General features: G+C 41.0%; 16 protein-coding genes. 5 read left to right on the top strand and 11 right to left on the bottom strand.

Features of this window, described 5'->3' with window-relative positions:
• The first annotated feature begins 76 nt into the window (after positions 1 to 76).
• The 3 genes from B4Z90_RS23155 to B4Z90_RS23145 are packed head-to-tail and all read left to right on the top strand — an operon-like array spanning position 77 to position 5,013.
• Positions 77 to 1,780: a RagB/SusD family nutrient uptake outer membrane protein gene (locus B4Z90_RS23155; protein WP_286803441.1), complete on the top strand. Its 1,704-nt coding sequence runs from the start codon at positions 77 to 79 to the stop codon at positions 1,778 to 1,780.
• A gap of 2 nt (positions 1,781 to 1,782) precedes the next feature.
• Positions 1,783 to 3,711 carry a heparinase II/III domain-containing protein gene (locus B4Z90_RS23150; protein WP_286803439.1) on the top strand — a complete coding sequence of 643 codons (1,929 nt, stop codon included), beginning with the start codon at positions 1,783 to 1,785 and terminating at the stop codon, positions 3,709 to 3,711.
• A gap of 45 nt (positions 3,712 to 3,756) precedes the next feature.
• The gene (locus B4Z90_RS23145) at positions 3,757 to 5,013 is read left to right on the top strand and encodes a glycoside hydrolase family 88 protein (protein WP_286803438.1); all 1,257 of its coding nucleotides are present in this window, start codon (positions 3,757 to 3,759) and stop codon (positions 5,011 to 5,013) included.
• Between the two features lie 68 nt (positions 5,014 to 5,081).
• On the opposite strand, the gene B4Z90_RS23140 is transcribed toward B4Z90_RS23145, so the two are convergent.
• Together B4Z90_RS23140 and B4Z90_RS23135 are read right to left on the bottom strand one after the other, a co-directional pair.
• Positions 5,082 to 7,184 carry a polysaccharide lyase 8 family protein gene (locus B4Z90_RS23140; protein WP_286803436.1) on the bottom strand — a complete coding sequence of 701 codons (2,103 nt, stop codon included), beginning with the start codon at positions 7,182 to 7,184 and terminating at the stop codon, positions 5,082 to 5,084.
• Between the two features lie 20 nt (positions 7,185 to 7,204).
• Positions 7,205 to 8,575: a sulfatase-like hydrolase/transferase gene (locus tag B4Z90_RS23135; RefSeq protein WP_286803435.1), complete on the bottom strand. Its 1,371-nt coding sequence runs from the start codon at positions 8,573 to 8,575 to the stop codon at positions 7,205 to 7,207.
• 149 nt (positions 8,576 to 8,724) lie between these two features.
• Between B4Z90_RS23135 and B4Z90_RS23130 the strand changes: the two genes are divergently transcribed.
• Positions 8,725 to 9,372 (top strand): hypothetical protein, encoded by a 648-nt coding sequence (locus B4Z90_RS23130; protein WP_286803434.1) that lies wholly within the window; start codon positions 8,725 to 8,727, stop codon positions 9,370 to 9,372.
• A gap of 16 nt (positions 9,373 to 9,388) precedes the next feature.
• A complete protein-coding gene (locus B4Z90_RS23125) occupies positions 9,389 to 10,471 on the top strand; it encodes a Gfo/Idh/MocA family protein (RefSeq protein WP_115047185.1) in 1,083 nt (360 codons plus the stop codon).
• A gap of 111 nt (positions 10,472 to 10,582) precedes the next feature.
• Here the strand turns inward: B4Z90_RS23125 and B4Z90_RS23120 are convergent, their stop codons facing one another.
• The 9 genes from B4Z90_RS23120 to B4Z90_RS23080 all read right to left on the bottom strand — a co-directional run bounded on the left by B4Z90_RS23120 (position 10,583) and on the right by B4Z90_RS23080 (position 25,178).
• On the bottom strand, positions 10,583 to 11,833 hold the full coding sequence (locus tag B4Z90_RS23120) for a YdcF family protein (protein WP_286803433.1): 1,251 nt from the start codon (positions 11,831 to 11,833) through the stop codon (positions 10,583 to 10,585).
• 11 nt (positions 11,834 to 11,844) lie between these two features.
• Positions 11,845 to 13,365: a RagB/SusD family nutrient uptake outer membrane protein gene (locus B4Z90_RS23115; protein WP_112373840.1), complete on the bottom strand. Its 1,521-nt coding sequence runs from the start codon at positions 13,363 to 13,365 to the stop codon at positions 11,845 to 11,847.
• Between the two features lie 135 nt (positions 13,366 to 13,500).
• The gene (locus B4Z90_RS23110; protein ID WP_115047182.1) at positions 13,501 to 16,752 is read right to left on the bottom strand and encodes a SusC/RagA family TonB-linked outer membrane protein; all 3,252 of its coding nucleotides are present in this window, start codon (positions 16,750 to 16,752) and stop codon (positions 13,501 to 13,503) included.
• A gap of 579 nt (positions 16,753 to 17,331) precedes the next feature.
• The gene (locus B4Z90_RS23105) at positions 17,332 to 17,703 is read right to left on the bottom strand and encodes a hypothetical protein (RefSeq protein ID WP_115047178.1); all 372 of its coding nucleotides are present in this window, start codon (positions 17,701 to 17,703) and stop codon (positions 17,332 to 17,334) included.
• A gap of 130 nt (positions 17,704 to 17,833) precedes the next feature.
• The gene (locus tag B4Z90_RS23100) at positions 17,834 to 18,583 is read right to left on the bottom strand and encodes a hypothetical protein (protein ID WP_115047176.1); all 750 of its coding nucleotides are present in this window, start codon (positions 18,581 to 18,583) and stop codon (positions 17,834 to 17,836) included.
• Between the two features lie 15 nt (positions 18,584 to 18,598).
• Positions 18,599 to 19,087: a hypothetical protein gene (locus tag B4Z90_RS23095; RefSeq protein ID WP_115047174.1), complete on the bottom strand. Its 489-nt coding sequence runs from the start codon at positions 19,085 to 19,087 to the stop codon at positions 18,599 to 18,601.
• A gap of 148 nt (positions 19,088 to 19,235) precedes the next feature.
• Positions 19,236 to 19,925, bottom strand: a complete 690-nt coding sequence (locus B4Z90_RS23090; RefSeq protein ID WP_286803431.1) for a hypothetical protein — start codon at positions 19,923 to 19,925, stop codon at positions 19,236 to 19,238.
• A gap of 16 nt (positions 19,926 to 19,941) precedes the next feature.
• Positions 19,942 to 23,439 (bottom strand): DEAD/DEAH box helicase, encoded by a 3,498-nt coding sequence (locus tag B4Z90_RS23085; protein ID WP_286775364.1) that lies wholly within the window; start codon positions 23,437 to 23,439, stop codon positions 19,942 to 19,944.
• A complete protein-coding gene (locus tag B4Z90_RS23080) occupies positions 23,436 to 25,178 on the bottom strand; it encodes a hypothetical protein (RefSeq protein WP_075991004.1) in 1,743 nt (580 codons plus the stop codon). Before B4Z90_RS23080 ends, B4Z90_RS23085 begins: the two co-directional genes overlap by 4 nt.
• Between the last annotated feature and the right edge of the window lie 723 nt (positions 25,179 to 25,901).

Raw genomic sequence — 25,901 nt, 5'->3', positions numbered from 1 at the left:
AATTATGAACAAAAGTTGAGGAGGTGATTTAACACCTTTGAACATAAAACATATCATGAATAATTAATTAAACCTCATGAAAAAGATTTCACTACTCATAGCCGGATGCATTGCTTTATCATCTTGTTATAAGCTTGATACCAACCCCTACAGTCAGGTAAGTGCTAGCACATTCTGGCAGAATGAAGACCAGGCCTTAGCTGGCGTACTGGGCTGTTATAACGACTTAAAAAAAGAAGCCACCTTTGGCTTACAATTTTCTTACGATGGACTTACCGATATTGGCCTGGGCTATGATCCTCCGGGCTTGGGCGAGGTGATCAGCGGAACGTTCACCGACCGTTCATCTATTATTGTGGATAGATGGCAAGCAGCCTACGATCTGATCCAACGCTGTAATCATGCAATCGCGCATATCCAGCCCATGACCATAGACAAGGCCAAACAGGAGGGCTTTATTGCGGAAGCGAAGTTCTTACGTGCGCTGATGTACTTCCAGCTCACCAATCTCTATGGCGCCTTACCAATATACGATGAAACTGTCGACTTGAACAAAGATTTCGCTGATCTTAAAAATAGTCGCTCTTCGGTAGAAGATGTCAATAAGTTTATCCTCAATGACCTGAACTATGCAATTGAGAAATTGCCGGTAAGCTATGATGCCAAGTATTATGGCCGGGTCACCAAAGGAGCTGCGTATGCTTTGAGAGGGAAAGTAGCCCTTTACAATAAAGATTGGGCTGGAGCAATCCGGGATTTTGAAGAGATTGTTTACAACAAGACCAACACCTATGGTTACAGTTTAAATACAAGCTATTCCGCGTTATTCACCATGGATGGCGATCAATCGCCGGAGATGATTTTTGCCATTCAGAATATGGGCGGCACCGGTTTCCCGTATGGCATGCCAATGGCCTTCTATATGGGAACGCGCTCAACCTTTGGTAGTGACTGGAACAACTGTATGCCGAGCACACGCCTTGCAGATCGTTACGAAAACCGTGATGGAAGCCCTTTTAACTGGAACGACTATTTCCCCAACTATACAACGGATAATGCGGTCAAAAAACAGGCGATGGAATCGACACAATCAGGTGGAACGCTAACCAAAGTACCTGATACAGCAAAACTGCGTCAGATCTATGCCAATCGCGATCCTCGGATGAATCAAACCTTGATCGTACCTTATTCACATTACTTAGGATGGAATGCAAACAAAGAAAGAGATATGCAGCTGATATTGGCAACCGGTGTAAACGAAAACTTTGGTCAGATCCGCAACAATCGGGGTTGGTACACCTATCTATGGCGGAAATTTGTTCCTGAAGGGAACCTAAAAGGCGCCATTACCGATCGCGCACATACACCGATCAATTTCCCTATCATACGCTTGGGCGATGTACTTTTGATGCTTTCCGAAGCGTACAACGAGTCCAATCAATTGGATAAAGCGATTACTGAGCTTAACAAAGTACGTACACGCGCTAAAATGCCAGCGCTAAATAGTGGCAGTTCATTTTTGGCAGTCGGTAGTAAAGCAGATATGAGTAAACGTATCCAGCACGAACGGGCCGTAGAACTAGCAGGTGAAGGATGGCGTTATTTTGATCTTAAGCGCTGGAACCTCTTAGAAAGCGTTTCCAAAGACTACATCGAAAAAAGTATTACCGGAGACAATCTCGTCACCCGGGGTTACCAAAGCCGTCATAAGCTTTGGCCAATACCAGGACAAGAGATTGAAATGAACCCGGCATTACTACCACAAAATCAAGATTGGTAATCATGAGAATGTATGTAATTCTATTTCTTTTCCTGAGCAGTTTTTCTTTCCAAAGACTGCTTGGGAAAGATCTGAACCTCCTGACGGGCGCCTTTAAGCAGGATAACTTGAAAGCGAGTCTAGGAAATGACAAATCGTGGGTCCCCTATCCGGCTTATTCGGATCGGGCGGCCTGGGATAAGCTGATGGCTCCTTTTAAAGACCGTATAATCAAAAAGGGAAATGAGGCCCTGAACTACCAATGGCAAGTCGTTAAAGCAACAGATTATCTCGAATATGAGCGTTCAGGCAACCGCAGCATCATGGAAAAACCCATGAATGAAAATTGTACTGCACTGACCAACCTACTGTTGGCGGAGCTTGCAGAAGGACAGGGGCGCTTTGTTGACCAAATCCTAAACGGCAGTTGGCAATTGACAGAAATGGCAACATGGTCGCTCTCGGCACACCTTGGGGCCTTTCAGTCCAGTAAGCGATCATTGCCGCAGGAACGAACACAAGTGGTCGATCTGATGGCCGGTGATGTAGGCTCCCTCCTCTCCTGGGTTCATTATTTCTTTCGCGATACATTCAATACAATAAACCCCGAAATCAGTACCCGTCTAAAACAACAGATCCAACAACGCATTATACAGCCCTATTTGGATCGTAACGACATGTGGTGGCAGGCATTTGAACTCAAGGAAGGACAGTTGGTCAATAACTGGAATCCATGGTGTAACTTTAATGTTCTTACGGCCTTGCTTCTGGTTGAGGACAATCCCGATATACAACTGGCGGGAATTTATAAGACAATGTCTTCTGTGGATCGCTTTATCAATTATGTCAAAACAGACGGTGCCTGCGAAGAGGGTCCCTCCTATTGGGGCCATGCTGCGGGCAAACTGTACGATTATCTAAAAATACTTGCGCTGGCCACCAAGGGCAAGATCAATATTTTTGATAAACCTATCATTCGCGATATGGGTGAGTACATTGCACAATCCTATATTGGCGGAGATAAATGGGTCGTTAATTTTGCCGATGCTTCGGCAAAAGGTGGCGGCGATCCACTATTGATCTACCGTTATGGACAGGATGTCAATAGTAGTGAGATGATGCAATTTGCCCGATATATGGATAATACCGGCGACAAAACTGCAAATTTCAAACCTTCAAGGGATATTTTTCGCGCCTTCGAAGACCTGAGATGCTATCCACAACTAGAGCGTGTTACCGCTGCACTCCCTCAAAATAATGCGAAGTGGTATCCGGAAACACAATTTATATATCTAAAAAAGGGTCCGTTTTTCTTCGCCGCCAAAGGTGGTTTCAATAATGAAAGTCACAACCATAACGATGTCGGGAGTTTTATCTTATACGAGGATCAACAACCACTGTTCATTGACGCCGGTGTTGGCACCTATACCAAAAAGACCTTTAGCGATGACAGATACAGTATTTGGACGATGCAGAGTGCTTACCATAATGTTCCGATGATCAATGGAGCCGACCAATCTTTTGGAAAGGAATATAAAGCTGAAAATGTAGCATTTCTGCCTGCACAAAATAGATTCCAACTTGATATTGGAAAAGCATATCCGAAGTCGGCGAATGTTGAACACTGGAATAGAAGTTACACCCTCGTACAAAATGGGCTGGACATTCAGGATGAGTTTAAAATCACAGGTCCTAAACAGGCCAATATCATCCATTTTCTGGTTGCTCAGGAACCAAAAATTGGCAAAGGAGAAATCCGCCTCAATAATGGGCATGCAACCTTGTACTTTGATACCGGACAGTTCACAGCGAGCTACGATGTCATTCCTCAGGACGATTCCCGTTTGAGTCAGGTATGGGGTAAGGAACTCTATCGTATCAAACTCACCGCTAAAAGTATCAAATCCATTGGAAAATATACCTTTACGATTCGCCAAGAGGCTATAAAATAAAAAGAATCGAGATTATTATGTAACTTACTAAGAATATAAGCCGTTATGAAAAAAAGAAAACCTGGTCTAAAAGCACTTTTTGTGATCACATCCAGTCTGATTGCACTGAGTTTTACAGATCAAAAACCAAGCTTTATTGACACAAGTTTTAAAGCAGCAGAAAAGCAATATCAGTTCTTGGAACAAGCAGCAGAAAAGCAGCACAAGTTCCCGCGTACATTGAGCCCTTCGGGACAATTGGTAGGCACAGACGAATGGGATTGGACCGGCGGTTTCTTCCCAGGATCACTGTGGTATATCTACAACCACACCCATAACAAAGACACCGAAGCTGCTGCGATCAAATGGACGGAGGCGCTTGAAAAAGCCAAAGACCTTGATCAACATCATGATATTGGTTTTGTGATGTATTGTTCCTATGGCAATGCCATCAAATACCTCAACGATCCCAAAAAGGTTGCCGCTTACAAGGATATCCTCATCCATTCCGCCAATACTGCGCTCAAGCGTTATAATCCGCAGGTGGGCGTCATCAAATCATGGAACGAAAAAAAATCTTGGGACGGCAAGACCCTATGGAAATATCCAGTCATTATCGACAACATGATGAACCTGGAAATGCTGTGTTATGTGTCCGACTTGACGGGAGATGCCAAGTACAAGGATGCGGCCATCAGTCATGCCACCCAAACCATGAAAAATCATTTCCGTAAAGATTATAGCACCTATCATGTGGTGGACTACGATGCCAAAGGAAATGCAATCCATCAACAGACCAACCAAGGCTATGCCGACAATTCAACTTGGGCACGCGGTCAAGCTTGGGCTATTTATGGATTTACCATGATGTACCGGGAGACCAAAAAACCAGAATTTCTTAAAACGGCAAAAGCGGCGGCAAAGTTTTACATGACCCATCCGAATCTGCCAAAAGATAAAATTCCGTATTGGGACTTTAATGCGGGAAAGCCAAGCTATAAATCGGATGCCGATTTTTCCTCCTTGAAATTGAATTTTGTTCCGCGCGATGCCTCAGCTGCAGCCATTGTTGCGTCTGCACTGATTGAACTCTCAACATTGACCACGGGTACCGAAAGCAAATCCTATTTGACATTTGCTCAGGAAAGCCTTCAAACATTATCAGGAAGCACCTATTTTGCCAAATATACGACCAATGGTGGTTTCTTACTGCAACATAGCGTCGGAAGCTTACCCCATCATTCGGAAATCGATGTTCCGCTGACCTATGCAGATTATTATTATCTGGAAGGTTTGACACGGTTGGAACAACTCAAAAAATAAAAAATACCAAGGGGAGATATTTAACATCTTCCCTTGGTATTTTTATAAGCTTTCCAATTGTATTCGGATTATTTCTTCCCGATAGTGATTCGGTTGCTTACAGTACTTCCAGCGTACTCGCCCTGTGGAAGCGAAAGCTCCAACGATTGATTTACTCGAAGCTGTTTATTGACAAGCTGAACCTTCACTATTTTGGCTTTTTGCAGTGGGTCTGCTATATCAAGCTGAATCTTTTTAGGTTCCAGCAGGTTCAGGTGCATGATAGCAGGTTGATCAAGCTTTATAGACCAATCGCCCACTTGGTACGTTCCTGCTTGATAACAAACAATTTGTAGAATCCGGCTCCCTTTATGCTCCACGGCCTGTATATCCGATGTATTCTGCCAAATTTTTAGCTGCTGCATTGCTTTTGTATCAACAGTTTTGGTACCAGGCACAACAATATACGCATAGCTCGCATTGTTTGGAGCAACAGCATGATCAAACCAAAGCTTGAAGACCTTTCCATGTACAACATCTTTGGAACGGGAACGGTTGATCCGGTACCAGGAACCAACCTGATCTTTGGTTGTCAATCCAACATTCATCGCTGTTGGAAAATAATACAGGACATGATTATGGGTTATAAATTCGCCTTTTTTGACAATTCGCTGTACTGAATCGAGCATCGACGTTTCCTTTCCATTCCAGACAACGGGTCCATTAAGCCAGGTTTGGTTTAAGGTTGTTACCACAGCTTCTGGCGCTGCACAATGAATCCCAGCCCCCAAACAAACAATTTCCCGATCGAAAAAGAACCAGGCTTTTTGAGCCTTGACCCCGTCGTAATCGACCGACATAGCTGAAGCCCCTGTCTTATCGTTGCTTACGCCGCCTGCAAAGTTATTTGCAGCAAGTGCTCCCCATTGTTCTTTCAGCTCCAGGTCGCCCGGATAATCGCGCGTTGTCGTTCCAGGAATTTTATCCCATTCCCATACAGGCATAATGTTATAATATTCCGGTCCAAACACCTGAATATTGGTCGCACCATCTGACATATTACGACCAAGCATATTTTCTCCATTTCCAGACTCCGATTTATTGGTACGGCTACTGGCCAATCGAACATTAAAATGAAATTGCTTACGTAAATGAGTGGTGTAGTCACCTTTCCAGTAATGACGGTGGGCCTCGATATTTTCGGCGTCAAAAGGCTGCACACTATCCAATTTTGCCAGCGCTTTATTCCAAACAGCATTTTTAGCTGGATCGATCAGCTTCATTTGTTGTAATATGGCAGTCTCCTGTGTCTTTTCCAAGATATTGGGGCGTGAGATCCCACGGCCATGTACATTAAAATCGATATAACGCGAACGTATAATTGGTAAATATGTTTCTGTGAGAAAACGTTCAAAAAGATCCAGTTTTTTCTGATCAACAGCATAAGGTGTCTCGCGCACATAAGCCATAACTTTTGAGATCCCCTTCAGAAATTCCTCCCCATAGCCTGCAATGTATAATTGAGGGCCATGTTGTAAGTAAGAGAAATCATATTGCAGTCCTTCCTTGCCATTCACAAGCTGTATCGAAAAAAGCAGCTGCTCCATAGCAGCAGCTAAAAGATTTTCATCTTCCAAGATCAATGCACGATAAAAATAGTGCATGGCAATATCACTTTTATTCGCTCCTGTTTTTGTGTAAGGATCACCACGCTTCATCAGCTCAACAAGTGGAGTCTCTAGTGTAGTAGGAATTTTTTCCTTCCCAAATTTCATCAGGATCAGACAAACACCGATGGCCTTTGGAGAAGCGATTTCGTTATGCCACCAATTCGAAGATTCAAAACAATTATTCGCCCAATATTGTGCCGCAAGCAGGATTTTATCGTAAAGTAATTTTTGCTGATAAGATGCACTTTGCGGAGACACATAGGCAACAATAAGTGTCCTTAATCGATCCAAATGTTCTCCCGGAGGCCAAAGCGATATTGACTTACTGCTGTAATCGATATCTGCCCAGGTACCGTCCGCACGCAGTTGATTACATAGGCTTCGTGTTTTATCTGCACCGGGCAATGGGCCACTTAATTCATCATCGTATATATGCTTTTTAATACGCACAAACGTATCGCTGTTCTGCGCCTTTGCCATAACTAAGGCAAAGGACAATAAAAATAGGATTAGTCCTTTCATCTGTTTTTAGTATTCTTTACTTAAGGATATTGTCGTTCTGCGGCTCGTCCGACGACATCCATCCGGTGTTTCATCAGTTGATTTTGATCATTGTCCAATACAGAGCTTAGCCATTTTGGATTCTCCAGTCCCTTTTCCCATTCCGTCAGTTTATGCAGCATCTCCTTTACACGCTCAGGATACTTCGTGGCCAGATTGTGCTGTTCTCGAAGGTCATCCCTAAGATTGAACAATAATATCGGATCATCTTTAACCACAATCAGTTTCCACTCTCTATGTCGCACAGCACGTGCAATCCCTCGACGCCAGAATAAATAGTCGTGCCCATTTTTCACATCCTTATAGGAAGATAGCAAACTGATGCCATCGATTTGCTGCCTAGGGATTTTCTTACCTTTTATTGCGTCGATGCTCGTGGGTAAAATATCCATACCCGATACCATGGCATCGGATGTTATCCCTTTCGGTAGCTTGGCTGGCCACTGCATAATAAGGGGAACCCGAATTCCACCTTCCCATTTTGATCCCTTTAAACCACGCAATTGCCCATTGTCTGCACCATTATTTGTTGCCGCACCATTATCATTCATAAAAATGATTAAGGTGTTTTCATAAAGTCCTTCTTGCTTTAAATGGTTGACCAGACGTCCAATATTTTCATCCATATTGTCCAACATAGCCAGATAAGCCCGTCGCAATGGATCGGCTACATTTTTATACTTTTCAATGGTCTTCAGGGGTGCTTCGACGGGTGTATGCACAGCATTGAATGCTAAATACATAAAAAAAGGCTGGCTTCTATACTGATGAACATACGCAATTGCTTTATCAGTCAATGTTTCTGTCAAATAACGAATCGAATCTTCGGGGACTACACGTTGATCGTCATAAAGCAGCTGCGTTGGCTTAACGGCTCCCTGGATTGGGAAGTAAGGACGGTCGCCGCCAATAAAACCATAGAAATGATCAAATCCACGTTTAAGCGGATTAAATTGTGGGCCATCCCCCTGATGCCATTTGCCAATGGCCACAGTTTTATAGCCGTTATACTTCATAAAGTCGGCGATGGTGGCTACCTGTGTATCCATCCCGATGTCCTCTGGTGCGACGCCCGCTGTTGGACGTTTGGAAATATTATGTTCAAAACCAAAACGCTGTTGATATCGGCCAGAAAGTAATCCCGCGCGAGAAGGGGCGCACACCGAAGCTGAGGCATAGGCCGACTGAAAACGCACCCCTTTTTGTGCAAGTGCATCAATATTTGGGGTGTAGACCTCCTTACCGCCGTAACAACCAAAATCATCATAACCACCATCGTCGCTCAAAATGACAATAACGTTAGGATGTTGCTGCCCGAATACAGGAATCCCAAACCGAAAGAGTATATTCACAAGAGTTAATATACTATAGCAAATAAATCGGTAGATCATAACATTAGATTTATCCTTAAATGTATCGTTAAAAGTATAGGATTTTTTGTTAAAAAACCGCAAACGATTTCGTTAGACTATTATCAGAAGATTAAAAATAAAGGTCAGTGATGAAAACAGATGAAAAAAAATTGGTCGGTACACTTGCGCATTTTTTGGTCAGTGATTCGGATAGCACTGCGTTAAGGTCATTTTTGTCTTCATTGACCTATCATTCCAGTACCATTAGAACCGAACTCGTTCAATTGTTAAACAAATGGCAAGATAAAGAGGATGACTTAATATTTCCTGCGAAGGATCTTTGGGCGGATTTTAAGCAACTTGTGGGGAGCAATCCCGATCTCGGCGTGGCTGTGGTTGATGGCTGTAACATCAACGATATTGCAAGTTTTTACGAAGAAATTAATGCCGTCTACATGTCCAGCGAAAGCTGGAAGATAGGAAGCCTAGACGGCTTTGACGACCTGCTTTACGGTGGATTTGGGACCTTCAAAGACGCAGCTTCACATTGCATTGTTTGGAAGGATATTGCACATAGCAGGACGTCATTGGGCCTTGAAACAACTTTGGCCTATTATCAGGGAAAGCTTGGCGCACAATCACCATTCAATCAAACGCATTTTCAAAAGAAACTCGATGAGCTAAAAGCTGGCCGTGGAGAAACCTATTTTGACATTGTTGCCGATATCATCCGATCGCACCGCAAAGTAACCTGGGTTTACAAGGGATATCCTCAGAACAAATCGGTATATTTATAATGACTAAACTTAACATATGAAGCATTTTATCCGCCTAGTTTTCCTGCTCCTATTCTTCCAGCAAACCGCACTGGCCAGTGAACGACTTAAAGTGGCTGTTGCAGGGCTCAACCATGACCACGTATTCTTGCTTTTAAATTTATATAAGGATAAAAAAGTCGATATTATCGGTATTGCTGAACCGAATGAAGCTTTATCAAACAAAATACGAACGCAGTATAATTTACCGGACGCAATCTTCTATCATGACTTGCCCAGTTTATTGAAACATGTCAAACCGGATGCAGTTCTTGCCTACAATCCAACCGATGAGCATATCCGCGTCGCAGAAACCTGTCTCCCGCTTAAGATCCCTGTCATGGTAGAGAAACCTCTTGCTCCAACTCTTTCTGACGCAAAACGTATTGCATTTTTGTCCAAACAGTTCGAAACTCCATTTTTGGTCAATTACGAAACGACCTGGTATAAAAGCAATCAACAACTGAAACAACTGGTCGACAAGGATGAAATTGGAAAAATCACACGCATACTTGTAAAAGACGGGCATGAAGGACCAAAAGAAATCGGCTGTAGCAATTATTTCCTGGATTGGCTTACCGATCCGAAAAAAAACGGTGGTGGTGCAATCATGGACTTTGGCTGTTATGGCGCCAATTTAATGACCTGGCTCAAAAATGGTGAAAGACCAATTTCGGTAACGGCCTTTACACAACAGCTCAAGCCAGAGGTTTATCCCAAGGTAGACGACAACGCCACCATCATACTGAGCTACCGTGACGGCAGCACAGGCATTATTCAAGCTTCTTGGGCTTGGCCATACAGTGTTAAAGATCTGCAGGTATTTGGCACAAAAGCTCAGCTCTATGCCAAAAATGATAAAGAGCTTTTAAAATATAAACAACAGAATGATCCACCTACAAATGTACCAACTACGGTCCCCTATTTTGAGAACCATATTGCCTATCTGGAACAGGTCCTGAAAGATGCCATGGTGCCGGAAAATGATCTTGGATCGATCCACAATAATGTCACGGTAGTCGAAATCCTGGAAGCGGCAAAACGCTCGGCTAAAGAAGGGAAGTCCATTTTATTAAAATAAAAAAGGTCCGTAGCTTATACCGCTACGGACCTTTTTCAAGCACTGCCATTAGGCAATAGACAAAGTCGATCTGCTCAGTCAATAGACCAGCAGCTGGCCCCAGTTAGTCGGCTAAGGATCCAAGGGTTCATCTGGATCGATCGTATAGGCTTCTTCTTTTGCCTTAAACTCGATGATCACATCTGAAATTCGTTTACCCAATGTATAGGGAATATACCCCAATTCACGCATGCAACGATCGCCCATTTTTTCAACCGCATCGATATGCATTTTACTACTGTTAACAATAGCATACTTATCTTTCGGAAAACCGTAATTTAACAAGATACGCGCCGTATTGCGCAAATTTGTGGTTGTATGTCTGGCATGTGGATCAATCAATATCGCCGCTTCAGGTACTCCCATGACCTCGATAAGATACTTTTTCATTTCTATTGCCTCAATGAAATGCGTCTTATAAGGATGTACTTTACCACCAGACAATACAATAAAAGGGGCCAATTTTTCAAAGTAACTTCGAGCTGCCATACGCGCACGTAACATTCCACCAGGACTAATAGGCTGTCCATACAGCTCGGGGCCTGCACCTAAGGTCAGTAACAGACTATAGGTATAGCTTGAGAAATCGGTATTTTTGACCGCTTCATAAGCTTTCTTGTTTTCGAGTTCAATCAGTGGCTCTAGTTGTGCCGCGTCCCATCGCTCATTAATTTCCAACAAGCGTACCGCAGTCATCATGGTCATAAAAAATGCCGTTTTAGGCGTCGGAATATCTTTGCGGATGTCTTGGCCTACATCGTCCAAAAGATGAAGGTAGGCCGCACGTTTTACATCGAAAGAGATCGAATCTATTTTGGGGTAATTGGGACTTTTACCACCCGCATAGACGTCCACGACATAATTCATTGCCTTTAAATCCTGTTTCAAGGCTTTCGTAAAATAGACCTTTGCTGTTTCATGATGCAGCACACCATAGGTCATTGATGGAATAAGACTCGCCTGAACAAGCTGGTCCAACTTCTTGTTATGACCAATTTGCTCCGCCAGCTGCTCTGTCAACAGGTCGATTTCGTTATCCTGCCATTTGAAAGCATTCAAATAGCACATGAGATCGGCGCAGCTAGCGCTGTTGTTAAAACGTTCGAACCGTTTTTCCAATACCTGTGCTATCGGCTTGGAGCTGACGAGCTCCTGTATAAGGGCAGAATCTTTTAAAAGCAAATAGGATGCATAATAATTCTTCTTGATCAGCCAATCCTGTGGACCAATAGGCATATTGTTTACCTGACCTTTGGAAATATGCATACAGCATATTCCCAAGACAAGTAACAAGATTTTTCTGATATTCTTTATCATATCCATTCGATAACAGATTAATAACCTGGATTTTGATACATACGTGTCGGATCCAGCTTATATTCATCAAAAGGAATTGGATAGTATCGATCTTTTGTCGAAATATTGGAGATTTTAGCATTTCCATAATCAGCCTGGCTTTTCGTTTTGAAATAAGTCACCAGTTCCTGTGCATTGTAATTACGGATGAGATCAAACCAACGTTGGTTTTCAAATGCCAGTTCCACACGGCGTTCATGCAATATAGCCTCCTTTAAAGTTGGATATTTACTGCGGTAAGCCGTATTCAACATGGAAGCAGCATAGGAAGGCAATCCGGCACGTTCACGTACTTGATCTAACAGCGCGATAGCTTCCGCATCCTTACCCAGATGATACTTGGCCTCGGCCAACAACAGCATCACATCCGCGTAACGGATCAAGATCCAGTCGTTTCCGCCCCAACCATTGGTACCGGCAGCGTCACTGTTATCCCTAAATTTGGTTACAAACCAATCGTTAACCTGGGTATTTGTTGCAAACTTCACAGAGAAATCTTTTCGGATATCGCTTTGCTCGTAATCTTTAACCAAATCTAGTTTTGCCACTTCACCCGCACCGGTCGAGTTATAGCGTGAATTGATGGTTTCTCCTCGCGCCTGGTAATTACGGGCAATACTTGAGCTATAGTTTTGGTCTCCCTGTTTATACTGAATCTGAAAAACGAGTTCTTTACAGCTATTTTTCTTGGTCACATCGAAAACATCCGCATAGGGGATTTCGTTCAGTTTACCAAAAGTTCGCATTTGGTAGGCCGCATTGAGGTACTGTTCTGCTTTCGCAAAATTCTCCGCATTACCTGATGTCTGCGTTGCACCTAACGTTAAGTATACTTGCCCCAAAATTGCATTGATGGCCGATTTAGATGCTCTGCCGATAACGTAATCTTTTTGTGTATTGGGAAGATTGCTGGACAATGCCTCCGTTAAATCCTTAATGATCTGTTCGTACACAATCGACTCTTTCTGACGAAAAGCCAATTCATTTGCTTGCTCTTTACTGGTCACCTGTACGGTAGATAGTGGAATGTCTCCGAATTTACGTACCATATGGAAATATAATAATGCACGAACGAATTTCGCTTCCGCAATATAACGTCCTTTTAATTCTGCACTTGTAAAAGTCACATCGTCGACATGTGAAAGAACTACATTACAGCGACTGATTGCCGCGTACATAGCCGACCAATGTGTCTTTAAATAGGTATTACTTGGCAGCAACGAAAAGTCATTGAATTGAAAAGGCTCCCCAGCATTGGATTGGTTATCATTACGTCCTGAATTATCCGAACGTTCTTCGTTATACAATGTACCCGATTCCCCGATCGTGCTTCCCGAACGAAGTGATTGATAGAGGCCATTGACAGCCAAAAGCACATCATTTTCCGACTTGAAGTAATCATCGATCGTGACAGCATTTGGATTTTTCTGATTTAAAAAATCTTTGGTACATGAAGACAATGCCAACAAAACAAAGGGTAATATATATCTTTTTTTCATCCTGTTATTTTTTTATTTTTCATCAGCCTACATAACCGCAAAGAGCAGTTCGTAGGACTAGTTTTACAATGCTGAAGCTATTAACACGGAGGTTTTCTTGAAATTTCCACGCACAATAGCTCCTTGATCCTGCTATTAGAACGTTACTTTTACACCAAGGTTATACGACCGAACCAGTGGATAAAGTCCATAATCCACACCTGGAGTTAAGTTGCCGCGTTGGTTATAATCCGGTTCCGGATTGTAGCCTTTGTATTTGGAAATCGTAAATGGATTGTCCACTGTAGCATAGACCCTCACGCCAGAAAGTGTTAACTTTTCTGCTAGGCTTTTGGGAAGATTGTAGCCCAAAGCAATATTTGTCATCCGCAGGAATGAACCATCCTGCAGATAAAAATCAGAAAGACGCGTACTGTTACTTTGCGTACCGCCACGCGATGCACGGTATACTTTACCATTTCCTGGATTTTGAGCTGAACGATAGCGTTGTGCAACATCTGCATATTGATTGCCGGAACCTTCCATATTATAGAGGTAATAATCATAGCCATCCAGCACTTTATTACCCTGCGAACCGTTAAATGATGCGCGTAGATCGAATGCCTTATAGCGTGCGTTGATGGCAAAGCCATAGGTGAAATTAGGATGTGGATTGCCGATCACACGTTTATCGGCATCATTGACAACACCGTTGCCGTCCACATCTTCAAAATAAAGATCTCCAGGTTGTAGTGGAGTTGTTGAAGCCGCTGAAGGAGCGACAGTTTTATAGTTTTCCTCTGTTGCAACGCCCAGAACTTTAAAGCCGTAGAACATACCAATTGGACTTCCTTCTTGTGTAATATGCGTTAAGTATGAACGTTCAGCACCATTCGTCAAGATGGTAGAAGCCCCACCAAGATCGAGCACTTTATTTCTATTGACATTGATATTCCCGCTCAATCCTAATTCAAATTCATTTTTGCGAATCAATGTTGCATCAATCTGTACATCAAAACCTTTATTCTGCACCTTCGAATTTGGCAAATTGGTCAAGATTGTTGTTGATCCAGATACAGCGGAGAGTGGCTGGTTGAATAATAAATTGAAGGAACGGCTCAGGTAGAAATTGGTCATAATGTTGAGGCGGCCTTTCAACAAACCGAGATCCAGACCGGCGTTGTATTGCGAGGTTGTTTCCCAGCTCAATTTTGGATCAAGTAGATTGCCTGCCGTATAAGAGGTTTCTACTTTATCCCCAAGAATAACACCTGCTGGTGAGTTGATCACGGATATCGCATTGTAATCACCAATATTATTATTTCCACTACGTCCCCAGCTCGCTCTCAGTTTGACAGTCGATTGTTGCCCTAACCAATCCGTATAAAACTCCTCTTTGGAGAGCGTCCACCCTCCTGACACCGACGGGAAAGTTCCCCATTTGCTATTCGGGCCGAAACGGGATGAACCATCGGTACGGATGGACGCTGAAAGGAAATATTTAGAATCAAAGCTATAGTTTACACGACTAAAGTATGACTGGAGCGTTGTAGTACGTTTGAACGTATCGTCTTTTAGTAATTGGAAATTGGAAGGGTCGGCTCCTTTATCCGTAATTTCCCCAATCGCATTATTATTAAAACCGTTGGCTCTCACACCTTGATAATCGTAATCTGTTCGTTGAGCCGAATAGCCCAATAAAGCGGATACCTGATGTTTACCACCAAAAGTCTTGTTATAGTTTAACGTTGTTTCGACCAATTTGTCCAATTCATTTTTTGTCTTGGCATCTGCATAGGCAGCAGAAATTGCCTGCGGTGAAAACGGTTTATTGTTTCCATCGGATATACTTGTTGGACGGAAATAATCATACTTCTCGTCGTAAGTAGACAATCCACCGTTTATTTTAAGATTTAGGCCATCAATAATGGAAAAATCAGCAAAGGCATTGTATAGCCCTCTCTTTCCACGACGGTTGTTTTTAATCTCTGTAACATAAGCCAGTGGGTTTTCAGGATTCTGGATACCGTAATTGTTCGCCGAAAGATCGGCCATCAGATATTTGGCATAGGTTCCATCTTCGTTATAAACTGGGAGAGTCGGCAGATAGATTAATGCCGCCATTGACGGACTTCTGTCGTAACGGCCTGTCGTTACCTCGTTATTGTCGTTATATGTAAATGAAACATTTGCGCCAACGGTCAACCTCTTGCTTACTTTGCTATCGATATTGGCACGAAAATTAAAGACTTTTTGATCCGTCCCAAGCATGATCCCTTGTTGATTCTGATAAGATCCACTGAGGAAATAGCGATTTTTTTCGTTACCGCCATAGGTAGATAGATTATGACGTTGGAAAGGTGCATTGCGGTATAGGGCATCCTGCCAATCCGTATCATATTTCGCTTTTTTCGCTGTACCAGACGCAAAGTCATAGTAGTCTTCAGGAATACTCACCGAGCCGGCATTTCCGACATTGGCGATACGTGTTTTATTATCATCAAAGCGTCTACTATCGCTCCAAGCAATCCCTTTCGTCGCCAAAAGGTCTTTATACGAATTGTTACGACCATCAATCAGGAGATCAATAAATTGTTCCGAATTTAAAACATCGATTTTCTTGGAGAGCTGACCAAAGCCACCCAATACTTCGTAGTCCACATTACTTTTACCTTCCTTACCCCGCTTGGTTGTAATCAAGACAACACCGCCAGCACCACGAGATCCATAGATCGCTGCAGAAGCGGCATCCTTTAACACATCGATAGACTCAATATCATTGGGGTTGATATTTAAATTGTTTCCTGCTGGATATCCATCAATAACGTACAATGGATCCGAACCAGCATTGATCGATCCCATTCCGCGAACACGCATTTTGGTCCCATCGTATGGAGCACCACTTGTTTGCATCACCTGTACACCTGCTACTTTACCAACCAACGCCTGGGATAATTTTGGTGCGCTCAAATTGAGTTCCTCGGCCTTAACACTGGCAATAGCTCCAGTGACATCCGACTTTCTGATCCGCTGATATCCGATAGAGATGGTCACCTCTTCCAGTGTGTTCTCATCAGTCTGTAGGGAAAATATCTGCCCATTGGATTGGGTAACAGCTTGCACAAGTCTGCTATACCCAATAAAGGAAATACTCAGGTTATCGTCCATTTCGGCTTCGATCTGAAAATTTCCTTTTTCGTCAGACTGAACAGATTTTTTACTTTTCAAATTTTGAACGGTTGCTCCGGCGACAGCATTTCCTTGGGCGTCGACGACACGGCCTTTGACCATCCCCTGTACATGCGTAAATTGGGACGTGGTTAGTGTGAACGATTTGGCTTGAACAGCGGGTGAGCTCGCTGCAATGGCACATAACAACCAAAAGACATTGTTGGCTTTAAATTTCATAAGTAGCGCATTTGATTTATGGTTACAAGATTACAAATGCTATATGAAGGCAGGGTCAATAAAACATTAACAGTTTTTAACTAAACCGAGTTAGCATGTCATGAAAGCTTAACAAAAGGATAACAATACACCTAAGATTTATTTCCTAAGATTCCTGCTAACAAAGCTATAAATCAATAAAATCAGAAGATATAAAGTAGCAGAAAAAAGAATATTGCCGATCAATTTTAGAGGTTCAAATTCATGGTATCCGACCTGCTCATAAAGATCCAGGCTATAGCCGCTTCCTTCCCTATAAAATGTCCAAGGAAATCCTATTGTCAAGTTGCCGTCGACGTAAAGTTCATTGTGGTAGAAACAAGCTGTCAAAATAGCAAAAACACAAATAGTACCAACGAAGCCTTTTAATAGAGCCGGCACTATTTGTGTTTTTCGTTGTTCAGGTTTTACATGCATGATTAAATATAGCGATTCATTTTGATTGCATGTTATAATCACTGTAGTTGCCCTATGAATGACGAGTTAGGTTTAAACATGTTGATCGCCGTATTTATAAGGTTGATCAAACTTAACATAAAGTTACGCTATATCCCCCCCTTCATCTCCTTTCATAATACTATGAATACGATCCTCTAAAACTTTTTTGTGCCAGGCATCCAACAGTAGTCTTGTATTTCCGATCAGATCATCTCCACCAGTCTCCATCATTTTCACCCACTCTTCTGCAAATTCCCTATATTCAACAATACTGTTTTCGGACTGTGTATATTGGATCAAATATTCCATCGCAAATAGATTAGCCCAGCGATTGGGTTGTATTGGATCACACATATACTCTGCAATGTCAATTTTATCAATAAATTCCTGTACAACTTCTTCCGGTGTGAAATTGAACAGATCGCAGAATTGTTTAAATGCCGTTGTCAATTTAATATTTTCGATTGTTTCCATTATTTATTTAATTTAAGAAGTCATCATTTTTTTATCCTAGTTATCTCTATTTAACCGCTGTAAGATTACGCCATCTTCATCAAAAGACAGGTTGTTTCCCAAACTTTCCAAAGGTTGTTTATAACTCAAATTAGTCCTCCTTAGTTTCCAAAAGATTATCTAGCCAGACGTGATAAAGTGCAACTCTTTGATCAAGATCCCGATAGAAAAAATATCGTTTATTAAGCTCCTGTAAATCCATTATAAATCGTTTAAAAAAAGATGTATTACGATATTCCCAATCAATAAGGCCGCCATAACCGTCAAGGACACGATGAATAAATCCCAAAACTGGATTATAAGTCGCTTTATCGAGGTGCATTGCTGCTAAAAAATCAGGTGTTGATGCCTGCAGCATCATGGTATTGATATAATGCGATGGATGAACGGAATTCATCATGCAAGTCAGCAGAAAATCCTTACTCAATTTAAAGTATATGTTTTCATCTAAATAAATTCGATCTTTAAGCATTACCTTTTTAGCAAAAAGATCATAAAGCTGCGCAGTAATAATACGCCCTCTATTTCTGCGTTCGCCGGTACTATAATTTCTATTGACTGCTAATTTTACCTGACGTCGCAATAATTTTATCCCAACATCCCTGTCATTATCTTTGAATTCGATCTTCAAACGATTATGGTCTTTAGGAATTTTATCGTTGATAAAACGTATAGCCCTAGTCACAATATTATAGCTTGAATTATCTTTAAAATTTTGATCTATAAAAGAGTAATGATCCAAAAACAATTGGATAAAAGCTGGTACAGCGATACCAAAAAGCTCACATATTAACCGAAAATTTCGTGGTACCTTTAAAGGTACTCCAATTATATCTTCCATATTTTTTAATATTTTTTATTTATGTGCGATATAGCGGAAGCCAAAACTCTTGGCTTTAGTTTTCCGCAGCGGTGCACTCCCTTTCTTTCCTACGAACACGCCAATTTCATGCATCAAGCTTTTTATGCAAATTTTTTCTCCCAGATACTTTTCCGCATAACGCCATAGTTCAAGCGGTGTTCTATATTTCTTAAAATAATCCATCTCGATAAGCTTACCCAAAACGATTTCCACTACCATGCAATCGCATGCGAACTGTTCAGCTTGGGCTGAATCTTCTACCCTGATTTCCTCCATTAATTGAAAAAAAGTCATGGTTTCAACGGAATTGATAAAATATTCCATTTGATAGTATCGAATAGCCTTTTCTTCCCAAATCGTCAACTCAAACTGATAGCTAGATTTATTGTCAAATCTACTGATATCTATACCCCTACGGTTAAATACCCAACTGAGATGCACCATAACTTCAAGATTTCCGGCCGGAATTTTAAGTTCTTCCATTTCCTTAACATAGGTTTGCTCTTATCCCATTAAGAAAGCCATTTCTTCACGGGTAAAACCGCAGCTGATCCGATTTAATATCAGGAGATAAATAATACCCGCATAGTACATGGAAAATTCTGCGCGAAATCTCTCTCTGCCAATATCATTAATTAAATTTTGCATGCTCCTCCTTTCTATCAACCGGATAAAAAGAATACCTTCCTTCTACATTTCTGACGACCAACCTGTTTTGCTGAATGAGTCCATACAGCACATTTTTCAAATGCCTTGGATAAATCTGGAGATGAACCTGTCCCGTTTCCTTAACTTTCCGAAACAGTTGCCAAGGAGCTGCACCATGCCCAAAGAATTCCAGATCCAATAGCCCTTCAATCTTTTGGCGCACATGTAACATCGCATCCGATTCAAGCTGGACATCTTTTTCAGCTTTCCATTCCTCAAATTGCAATGCAATTGAAGACTTTTTTTGCGAGACAAACTGCCAAGGAATTTCGATAGGATAATGCCACCTGACCTCGTCCTCTTCAATATGAAGACGGACGAGACGTTCTTCGGTAACTTCATATCTTTCGCGATGGAATTCCATCGGTTCAATGCATGAGCTCATGTATATTCGATCCAGCAAGATCGATTCCTGGGTCAAAAAACTTCGTACCTGATACATTTTTTCAAAGTCTAAATATGCATGATCAGGTCTACCAACCAAGAACGACAGTTCTTCAGGTCTCCAGCCCTTTTCTATTCTCCGTTTTAGATAGGTGTACCATAGTTGAAAATCGTGCGAAAACATCATTCCCCCATAGGATGCTTTTTGTGGAGATACTTTTTTGATCATTATAGTGTACAATTGGTTATTCAAATAATTTAAGCAGCTCATCTTTACTGATCGATTTCATTAGATTAGCCTCATCTAAAATCAGTCCTTCGGATATTCGTTTTTTACTTTCTTGAAGGGCTAAGATGTGCTCCTCAACGGAATCCCGACAAACAATCTTATAAGCCATCACATGCTTTTCTTGCCCTATTCGATAACAACGATCTATCGCCTGTGCTTCGGCAGCAGGATTCCACCAGGGATCCAAAATATAGACATAGTCGGCAGCCGTTAGATTTAAGCCGGTTCCTCCCGCTTTAAGGCTAATGAGAAACACACGGCATTCGTCCTCGTTCTGAAATCTTTCGACCGCATTTTGCCGCTGATCTTGATTCATCTTACCATCAAGGTAGACATAAGCTATTCCCTTATTTTCGATTCGTTGAGCCACCAGCTTAAGCATGGAAGTATACGCCGAAAAGAGAAGAATCTTATGATTTGGAGCTACTTCATCCATGATCTCATCAATAAAATCCAATTTAATAGATTCATGACCGAAGCCGCCATCTTTCATCAGAATGGGGGAGTTGCAAAGCTGCCGTAGTTTTTGCAGCGCCTCGATCGCTAAAAATTTGGATTTCGTGGAATCAGCGCTATTCAGATTATTTTCAATCTCTCCCTTGAATATTTTTCTGACCTTATCGTATATTTTCCTTTGCTCTGGAAGCATATCCATATAGAGAATTGTTTCGGTCTTTTCAGGAAGGTCCAAAGCAACCTGTTTTTTTGTACGCCGAAGAATAAAAGGTTGGATCATCTTTTGGAGGCTAGAAGTCGTCTCTTGAACCATATCTACCTCTTTGACACCCTTATATGCCTTATTAAAATTTCGATAATCTCCAAAGAAACCAGGATTAACTAAAGACATTTGCGCATAAATATCTTGTATACCGTTTTCAACTGGCGTTCCTGTCATCGCTACACGGTAATCGGCCTTAACCATTGACAGCACCTCAAAACGCTTCGAATTACGGTTCTTGACGGCTTGGGATTCGTCCATAATCAGATAGCTAAAGTCTAAACTGGTTAAATACGCCGCATCAGTCAACATCGTTCCATATGTCGTAAGAACTACAGTGCCTTCCTCTTCAAAAATAAATGCTTCCCGGTGTTTCCCATGATAGATTTCTATTTTTCGATAGGGGGCGAACTTTTTATATTCATTTTCCCAATTGAACAAAAGAGAGTTCGGGACAACCACTAAAGCAGATTTTCCTGTAGAATGCTGTTGATAAAAGTATTCCAGCACTGTTATAATCTGCAATGTTTTCCCTAAACCCATATCATCAGCCAAAAGGCCGCCCCACTGAAATTCATTCAAAAAAGTTAGCCAGCTAAAACCTACCTGCTGATAAGGTCGTAATTGCGCTTTTAAGCTTCTAGGGATTTCCAAAAGAGGGATTTCATCCAAAGCTGCGAGTTTTTCACGACGTTCCCGAATACTGTCCTGAATAATTTTTTTATCTATTTTATCCAAAACCTTCTGCATAGACACAAGTTGAATTGTATTTAAGACAAAACAATCTTCTTCTCTTCTTCCTCCTAAAAACAATGGCCTGAAGATTTCTCGGTCAGCGCGGCGTATAATGCCAAAAGCCCCTTCAGTAAGAGTAAAAACTTTATCTGTTCCCATAATCAAATCCTCAAATTCATCCATTGAAATTGTGTGTCTTCCAAATTTCGGCCCCAGTAGAATTGAACATAGGTTATTTTCCAAACGGATATTACGTACAGTACAATTTAGAGGGAAAGGATAGTATGCGCTACCTTGCTGAAGATGGTCAATTTCTAACGAAATTTCATTGAGAGAGCAGCTTTCCATGAAATCAAATAGCCAAGTGGTATTTTCAATTTCTTTCAAAGGAATCAACCAGTTATTTTCTAATGCTGTCTCCTTAAGAATCGGATGTTGTGTTTTAACAAATTCCTGAAAAACCTGTTCTTCGAGCTTATCCCTTTCAAAATATGCCAATTGATTCTGTCTCTCCCCTAAAATCAAATTGCTACTGGAGTTTAACAAAAACCTACCCTCTTTCTCATATTCGGCAAAAGCCGCTATACAAAGGAATTGGTCAATTACAGAAATAGTAGCTATTTTTTTAAACGGCTTAAAGACTTGAGGAATTGTCATATTTTCCCCTACCCTATTTAAGATGACAAGTTCCGCTATTTTTGATAGGGGTATCAGATAATCGTTTAAGAAGGCATGATAATTCTCTTTAAAGACAGTCAATCTATATTTCCATTGTCTAAACTTTTGCAATACTCCAGCCTGGGTCAGATTATCAATAAATAAAATTTCCTCGTTAGATATTTTCAGAAAGAAACAATTTTCATCCCCCAAAAACTCAGGACAATCTATTAGCTGGTTTCTGTAATAGAGACAAATTCGCATTTTCAGATATTGATCCTGATCATCAATTTCGACTTTGAGCTGCAAATTCCCCCGTGCTTTAGTTAATGTAGCGGCACCCAGCACGCTCGAATTTTTCAAATTAATCTGATGTGCAAATCGATAGCGTTTAAATGTTTGGGCAAAACGTAATTTAATTGGAAACGGAGGATCCTCCAGTAAATCACGCCATATCTGTATAATTTCCCATTGTTTCCGCTCGAAGTAGTTGATATCTTCACTGATTAGATCCTTCTTCTCTTCCCGAAGTATTTTATCTTCATAAAGGAGGGCGGCAAATCGACGACTGAACAATTCCAGATACTGATCATAAGAATTTAAAGACATCTTCAAGTTACTTTCGTCCAATAGATAAGAGTGCGAAAAGGAACGAGAGCGTTTAAATTTATAATGAAAAGGAAAAAAAACAGGCAGACCAAAAGCGGAAAAATTTATTGTAACAAAAAAACATACTTCATCGTTTCGCTTTAAATCGAGATATCCTTCCAAGTTACGTGCAGGCAGACGAAGTCCATTCTCATAATCATTAGTAGCTAAACGATAAAATCGTCCATATTCATTATTCATTTCTACAGTTAACTCCGCATAAGAATAGTTCTCACAGACCTTAAATGGCACGATCTTTTTCTTCCATGGTGGCAAATTGTTGATTTCAGCCCGATATAGGCCCTTTAAATAATTTGGGCAACTATCCAGTAATTTATTCGATAACAGGGTTGCTTCGTGTACGCAAAGCCCTGCTACATCGTCGCTACAAGAACAATTAATGCTGAGGTGTTCCGTAGTCAGCTCGACTTTAACCGTAGTACCCGAGAACTTTTTTAACTTAAGTTCATATTTCGGTGGATACGGTCGGACCTGAATAACAATATTCTCTCGTTCCATAAATGGAATCTCATCATCAGCATAATATTTGCTCAGGTAGCGCGGAGTCATTCTCCCTATAAATCCATCTTCCCAAGGAATTACAAGAGGTTCACTAGAATTTCTTTTTGGAAGTATTTTTTCGACTGAATGGATCTTAGCATCCGTCGTAATGCAGTTAAAGCCAATTCCTATCATATCACTTCGTTTAATTTAGCCTCCGATTTCAGCTCCATATACCGTATGCTCTGATCACAGAGATCGACAAAGAAATCTGTAATTTCTTTTGCTTTTGACCTAAAGTAATCCATATCAAGCTGAGCTAATTGTGAAGGAAGCTCATAGATCCGCCCTTTCATCTGTTTTAATAACTCTGCATTCAATATTTCTTCCACATCCCCTCTGGCTGTAAAAAATTCCTTCACCTTTTTATCACAGATACAGGTCCAGTCCACCAGATCGGCTATAGTCACATTCATCGGGGCATACCCAATTCGTAGGTAGAGATAACTGTATAGTCCAATTGAAGTCAATTGATTTAAAAATAATACAGCCAATTGTGAACTAGCAAGTCCTTCAAAAGCAAATACACCTAGCAGATCCTGCATGAGTTTTGAATTGCGTGTCCATGAAATGGATGTCTTAAACAATGTATCATGCCAATTGATCGGAGAAACGGGATATGTTGGTTTATAACTCGGACGACGGTAAACAACAACAGATTCATTCCAGATAGTATGGGAGAAACGGCTGCCCAGATCCAGTTTTGTTGCCAGGAAATCTGTGCTCATAAAAGCTACAACTGCAGTAACTCGACCATAAACGATTTTTCGAAAGTGACAGTGACCTATTTTCTTTTTTATTACGACAAGGTAGATTTCTGCCTTTTCATTTTCCACTGCAGGAAAATGAAAAAGTCCTTTTCCATGCGCATCGCTGACGTAATAATTGAGCAGCATCATTTGTTCGGGATTATTCTCCTGACGAATCTGAGCCAGCACATGAAGTATATCTGCCTCATACCGATCCGGCCAAGGAAATGCATGAAACTGCGAGGCCGCGGCATTCGATAATGTAGTCTCCTTCGCCGCCAGATTACCTACTGCAACTTCGACGTTTTTATTTGCGACTTTTTGTTCCACTATTGCCAACAATTTTTCATAGCCGGTTTTAAGGCCTTCCATAAAACTCAAGTACAGCTGTTCAATCGTATGAAGAACAAACTTGCAATGCTCATAAAGCCAGGAGGCATCAAAGGCGGAAATTTCGAGGTCCTTATTTTGTTTCACCGCATCAAAGGCACTGTCCAATAATCTAAAACGTTTCTTTTCTTCCTCATCCTTTCCGACAAGGGACTCCCTTAACATGGAAAAATGTTCATTGAGGCTTTTAATTCTGTTGCTAACATGATGTACATTATTGGCTTTTCCGTCAATCATTAGCTGTAAAAAACGCAAATGGTTTTCCATACTTTGATGTAACATAAATACAGCCCTTTGATAGTTCCCCTGCTGACCAAATGTTTCAGCCCCCTGTAGGAATCCCGCTGAAATAGGCAAGAGCTTCTGGTAATATTCATCAGCTATTTCTAGAACACTTTTTAGCTCTTTCGCTTGAAGGGGTGGGTTCTTTTTGTTACCAGCCTGATGAACGGTATTTTCAGGTAGGGAGGCATAGGAATAATACAGGCTGCCCACTTTGACTTTACTGAGCATTTCAGCAATTGGCACCAGCTCAAAGGAAATATTCTTCTGATCCATTAAACATAACTCCACGATAGGCTTTAATACCTTCGGTGAAAGCCCGCTCACATGCTTGAGTGCGAGAAGCAAATGATAATGCTCCTGACCGAGAAACTGATATTTAAAAAGATAGGCACGATCGAGATCCATACGCTGAGAAAGCCGATCGATAATTAATTGGCTATTAATTTCCATACTAAATGATTTAAGATTAAAAATTTGGCACAATAAATTACTCCAACAGATCAGACTGTTACAGATCATTATTGCAAATAATCAATACTTTATTGTAAAAAAAACAGTATTACAACCAAGGAGACTAAAGAGGGGTTAACACATTACTACATATAGACGTTCGCCCCTTGGCTTTTCAGGAAATACCAGCATTTAAATCAACATGTATTCAAATCATTCATTTAGCGAAAAAGTGTTTCCCCGTCGCTGGCAATATAGACAGAGAAAACACTTTGTTTTCCCATTAAAAGAAAAACAAAATAGAATACATAAATATAGTTTATATATACAAATATATAAATAAACAAAACCAAATCAAAATATTATTTATCATTAAAGTTTTAAATAAAGGATACGGGCCTGTACATAGACACACGACCATTTATTTCCGGCTTTTACAAATTATAAATATATGCTACGAATTGTAAACAACTCACGAATCAATTATATATTTCTATTATTTTTAGGCTATTCAATTTTTAAGCATCAGAAAATACGCTATTTCTTAAATTGCATTAATTTTAACAACCATATCCATGACCAATACCAAATTATTCCTCATCTTTTGTCTTGTTTTCTTTGTTCGACCAATATATGGTCAAACTACCTGCAACTGCTCACAGGCACTTAAGCAATTAATTGTAAAAATAGAGAGCGAGTACCCTGGTTTTCCAGAAAAAACCA

Source organism: Sphingobacterium sp. UBA5639, from assembly GCF_002421245.1.
Classification (GTDB): domain Bacteria; phylum Bacteroidota; class Bacteroidia; order Sphingobacteriales; family Sphingobacteriaceae; genus Sphingobacterium; species Sphingobacterium multivorum.
Note: the sequence above shows the minus strand (reverse complement) of the source record. Positions and strands in the feature narration are given on the sequence as shown.

Bases quoted from the DNA above. Each gene is read 5' to 3' on its own strand.
- B4Z90_RS23155 (WP_286803441.1), top strand. From the start codon at position 77: ATGAAAAAGATTTCACTACTCATAGCCGGATGCATTGCTTTATCATCT.
- B4Z90_RS23130 (WP_286803434.1), top strand. From the start codon at position 8,725: ATGAAAACAGATGAAAAAAAATTGGTCGGTACACTTGCGCATTTTTTG.
- B4Z90_RS23125 (WP_115047185.1), top strand. From the start codon at position 9,389: ATGAAGCATTTTATCCGCCTAGTTTTCCTGCTCCTATTCTTCCAGCAA.
- B4Z90_RS23110 (WP_115047182.1), bottom strand. From the start codon at position 16,752: ATGAAATTTAAAGCCAACAATGTCTTTTGGTTGTTATGTGCCATTGCA.
- B4Z90_RS23090 (WP_286803431.1), bottom strand. From the start codon at position 19,925: ATGATCAAAAAAGTATCTCCACAAAAAGCATCCTATGGGGGAATGATG.
- B4Z90_RS23100 (WP_115047176.1), bottom strand. From the start codon at position 18,583: ATGGAAGATATAATTGGAGTACCTTTAAAGGTACCACGAAATTTTCGG.
- B4Z90_RS23150 (WP_286803439.1), top strand. From the start codon at position 1,783: ATGAGAATGTATGTAATTCTATTTCTTTTCCTGAGCAGTTTTTCTTTC.
- B4Z90_RS23120 (WP_286803433.1), bottom strand. From the start codon at position 11,833: ATGGATATGATAAAGAATATCAGAAAAATCTTGTTACTTGTCTTGGGA.
- B4Z90_RS23115 (WP_112373840.1), bottom strand. From the start codon at position 13,365: ATGAAAAAAAGATATATATTACCCTTTGTTTTGTTGGCATTGTCTTCA.
- B4Z90_RS23095 (WP_115047174.1), bottom strand. From the start codon at position 19,087: ATGGAAGAACTTAAAATTCCGGCCGGAAATCTTGAAGTTATGGTGCAT.
- B4Z90_RS23080 (WP_075991004.1), bottom strand. From the start codon at position 25,178: ATGGAAATTAATAGCCAATTAATTATCGATCGGCTTTCTCAGCGTATG.
- B4Z90_RS23105 (WP_115047178.1), bottom strand. From the start codon at position 17,703: ATGGAAACAATCGAAAATATTAAATTGACAACGGCATTTAAACAATTC.
- B4Z90_RS23145 (WP_286803438.1), top strand. From the start codon at position 3,757: ATGAAAAAAAGAAAACCTGGTCTAAAAGCACTTTTTGTGATCACATCC.
- B4Z90_RS23085 (WP_286775364.1), bottom strand. From the start codon at position 23,439: ATGATAGGAATTGGCTTTAACTGCATTACGACGGATGCTAAGATCCAT.
- B4Z90_RS23140 (WP_286803436.1), bottom strand. From the start codon at position 7,184: ATGAAAGGACTAATCCTATTTTTATTGTCCTTTGCCTTAGTTATGGCA.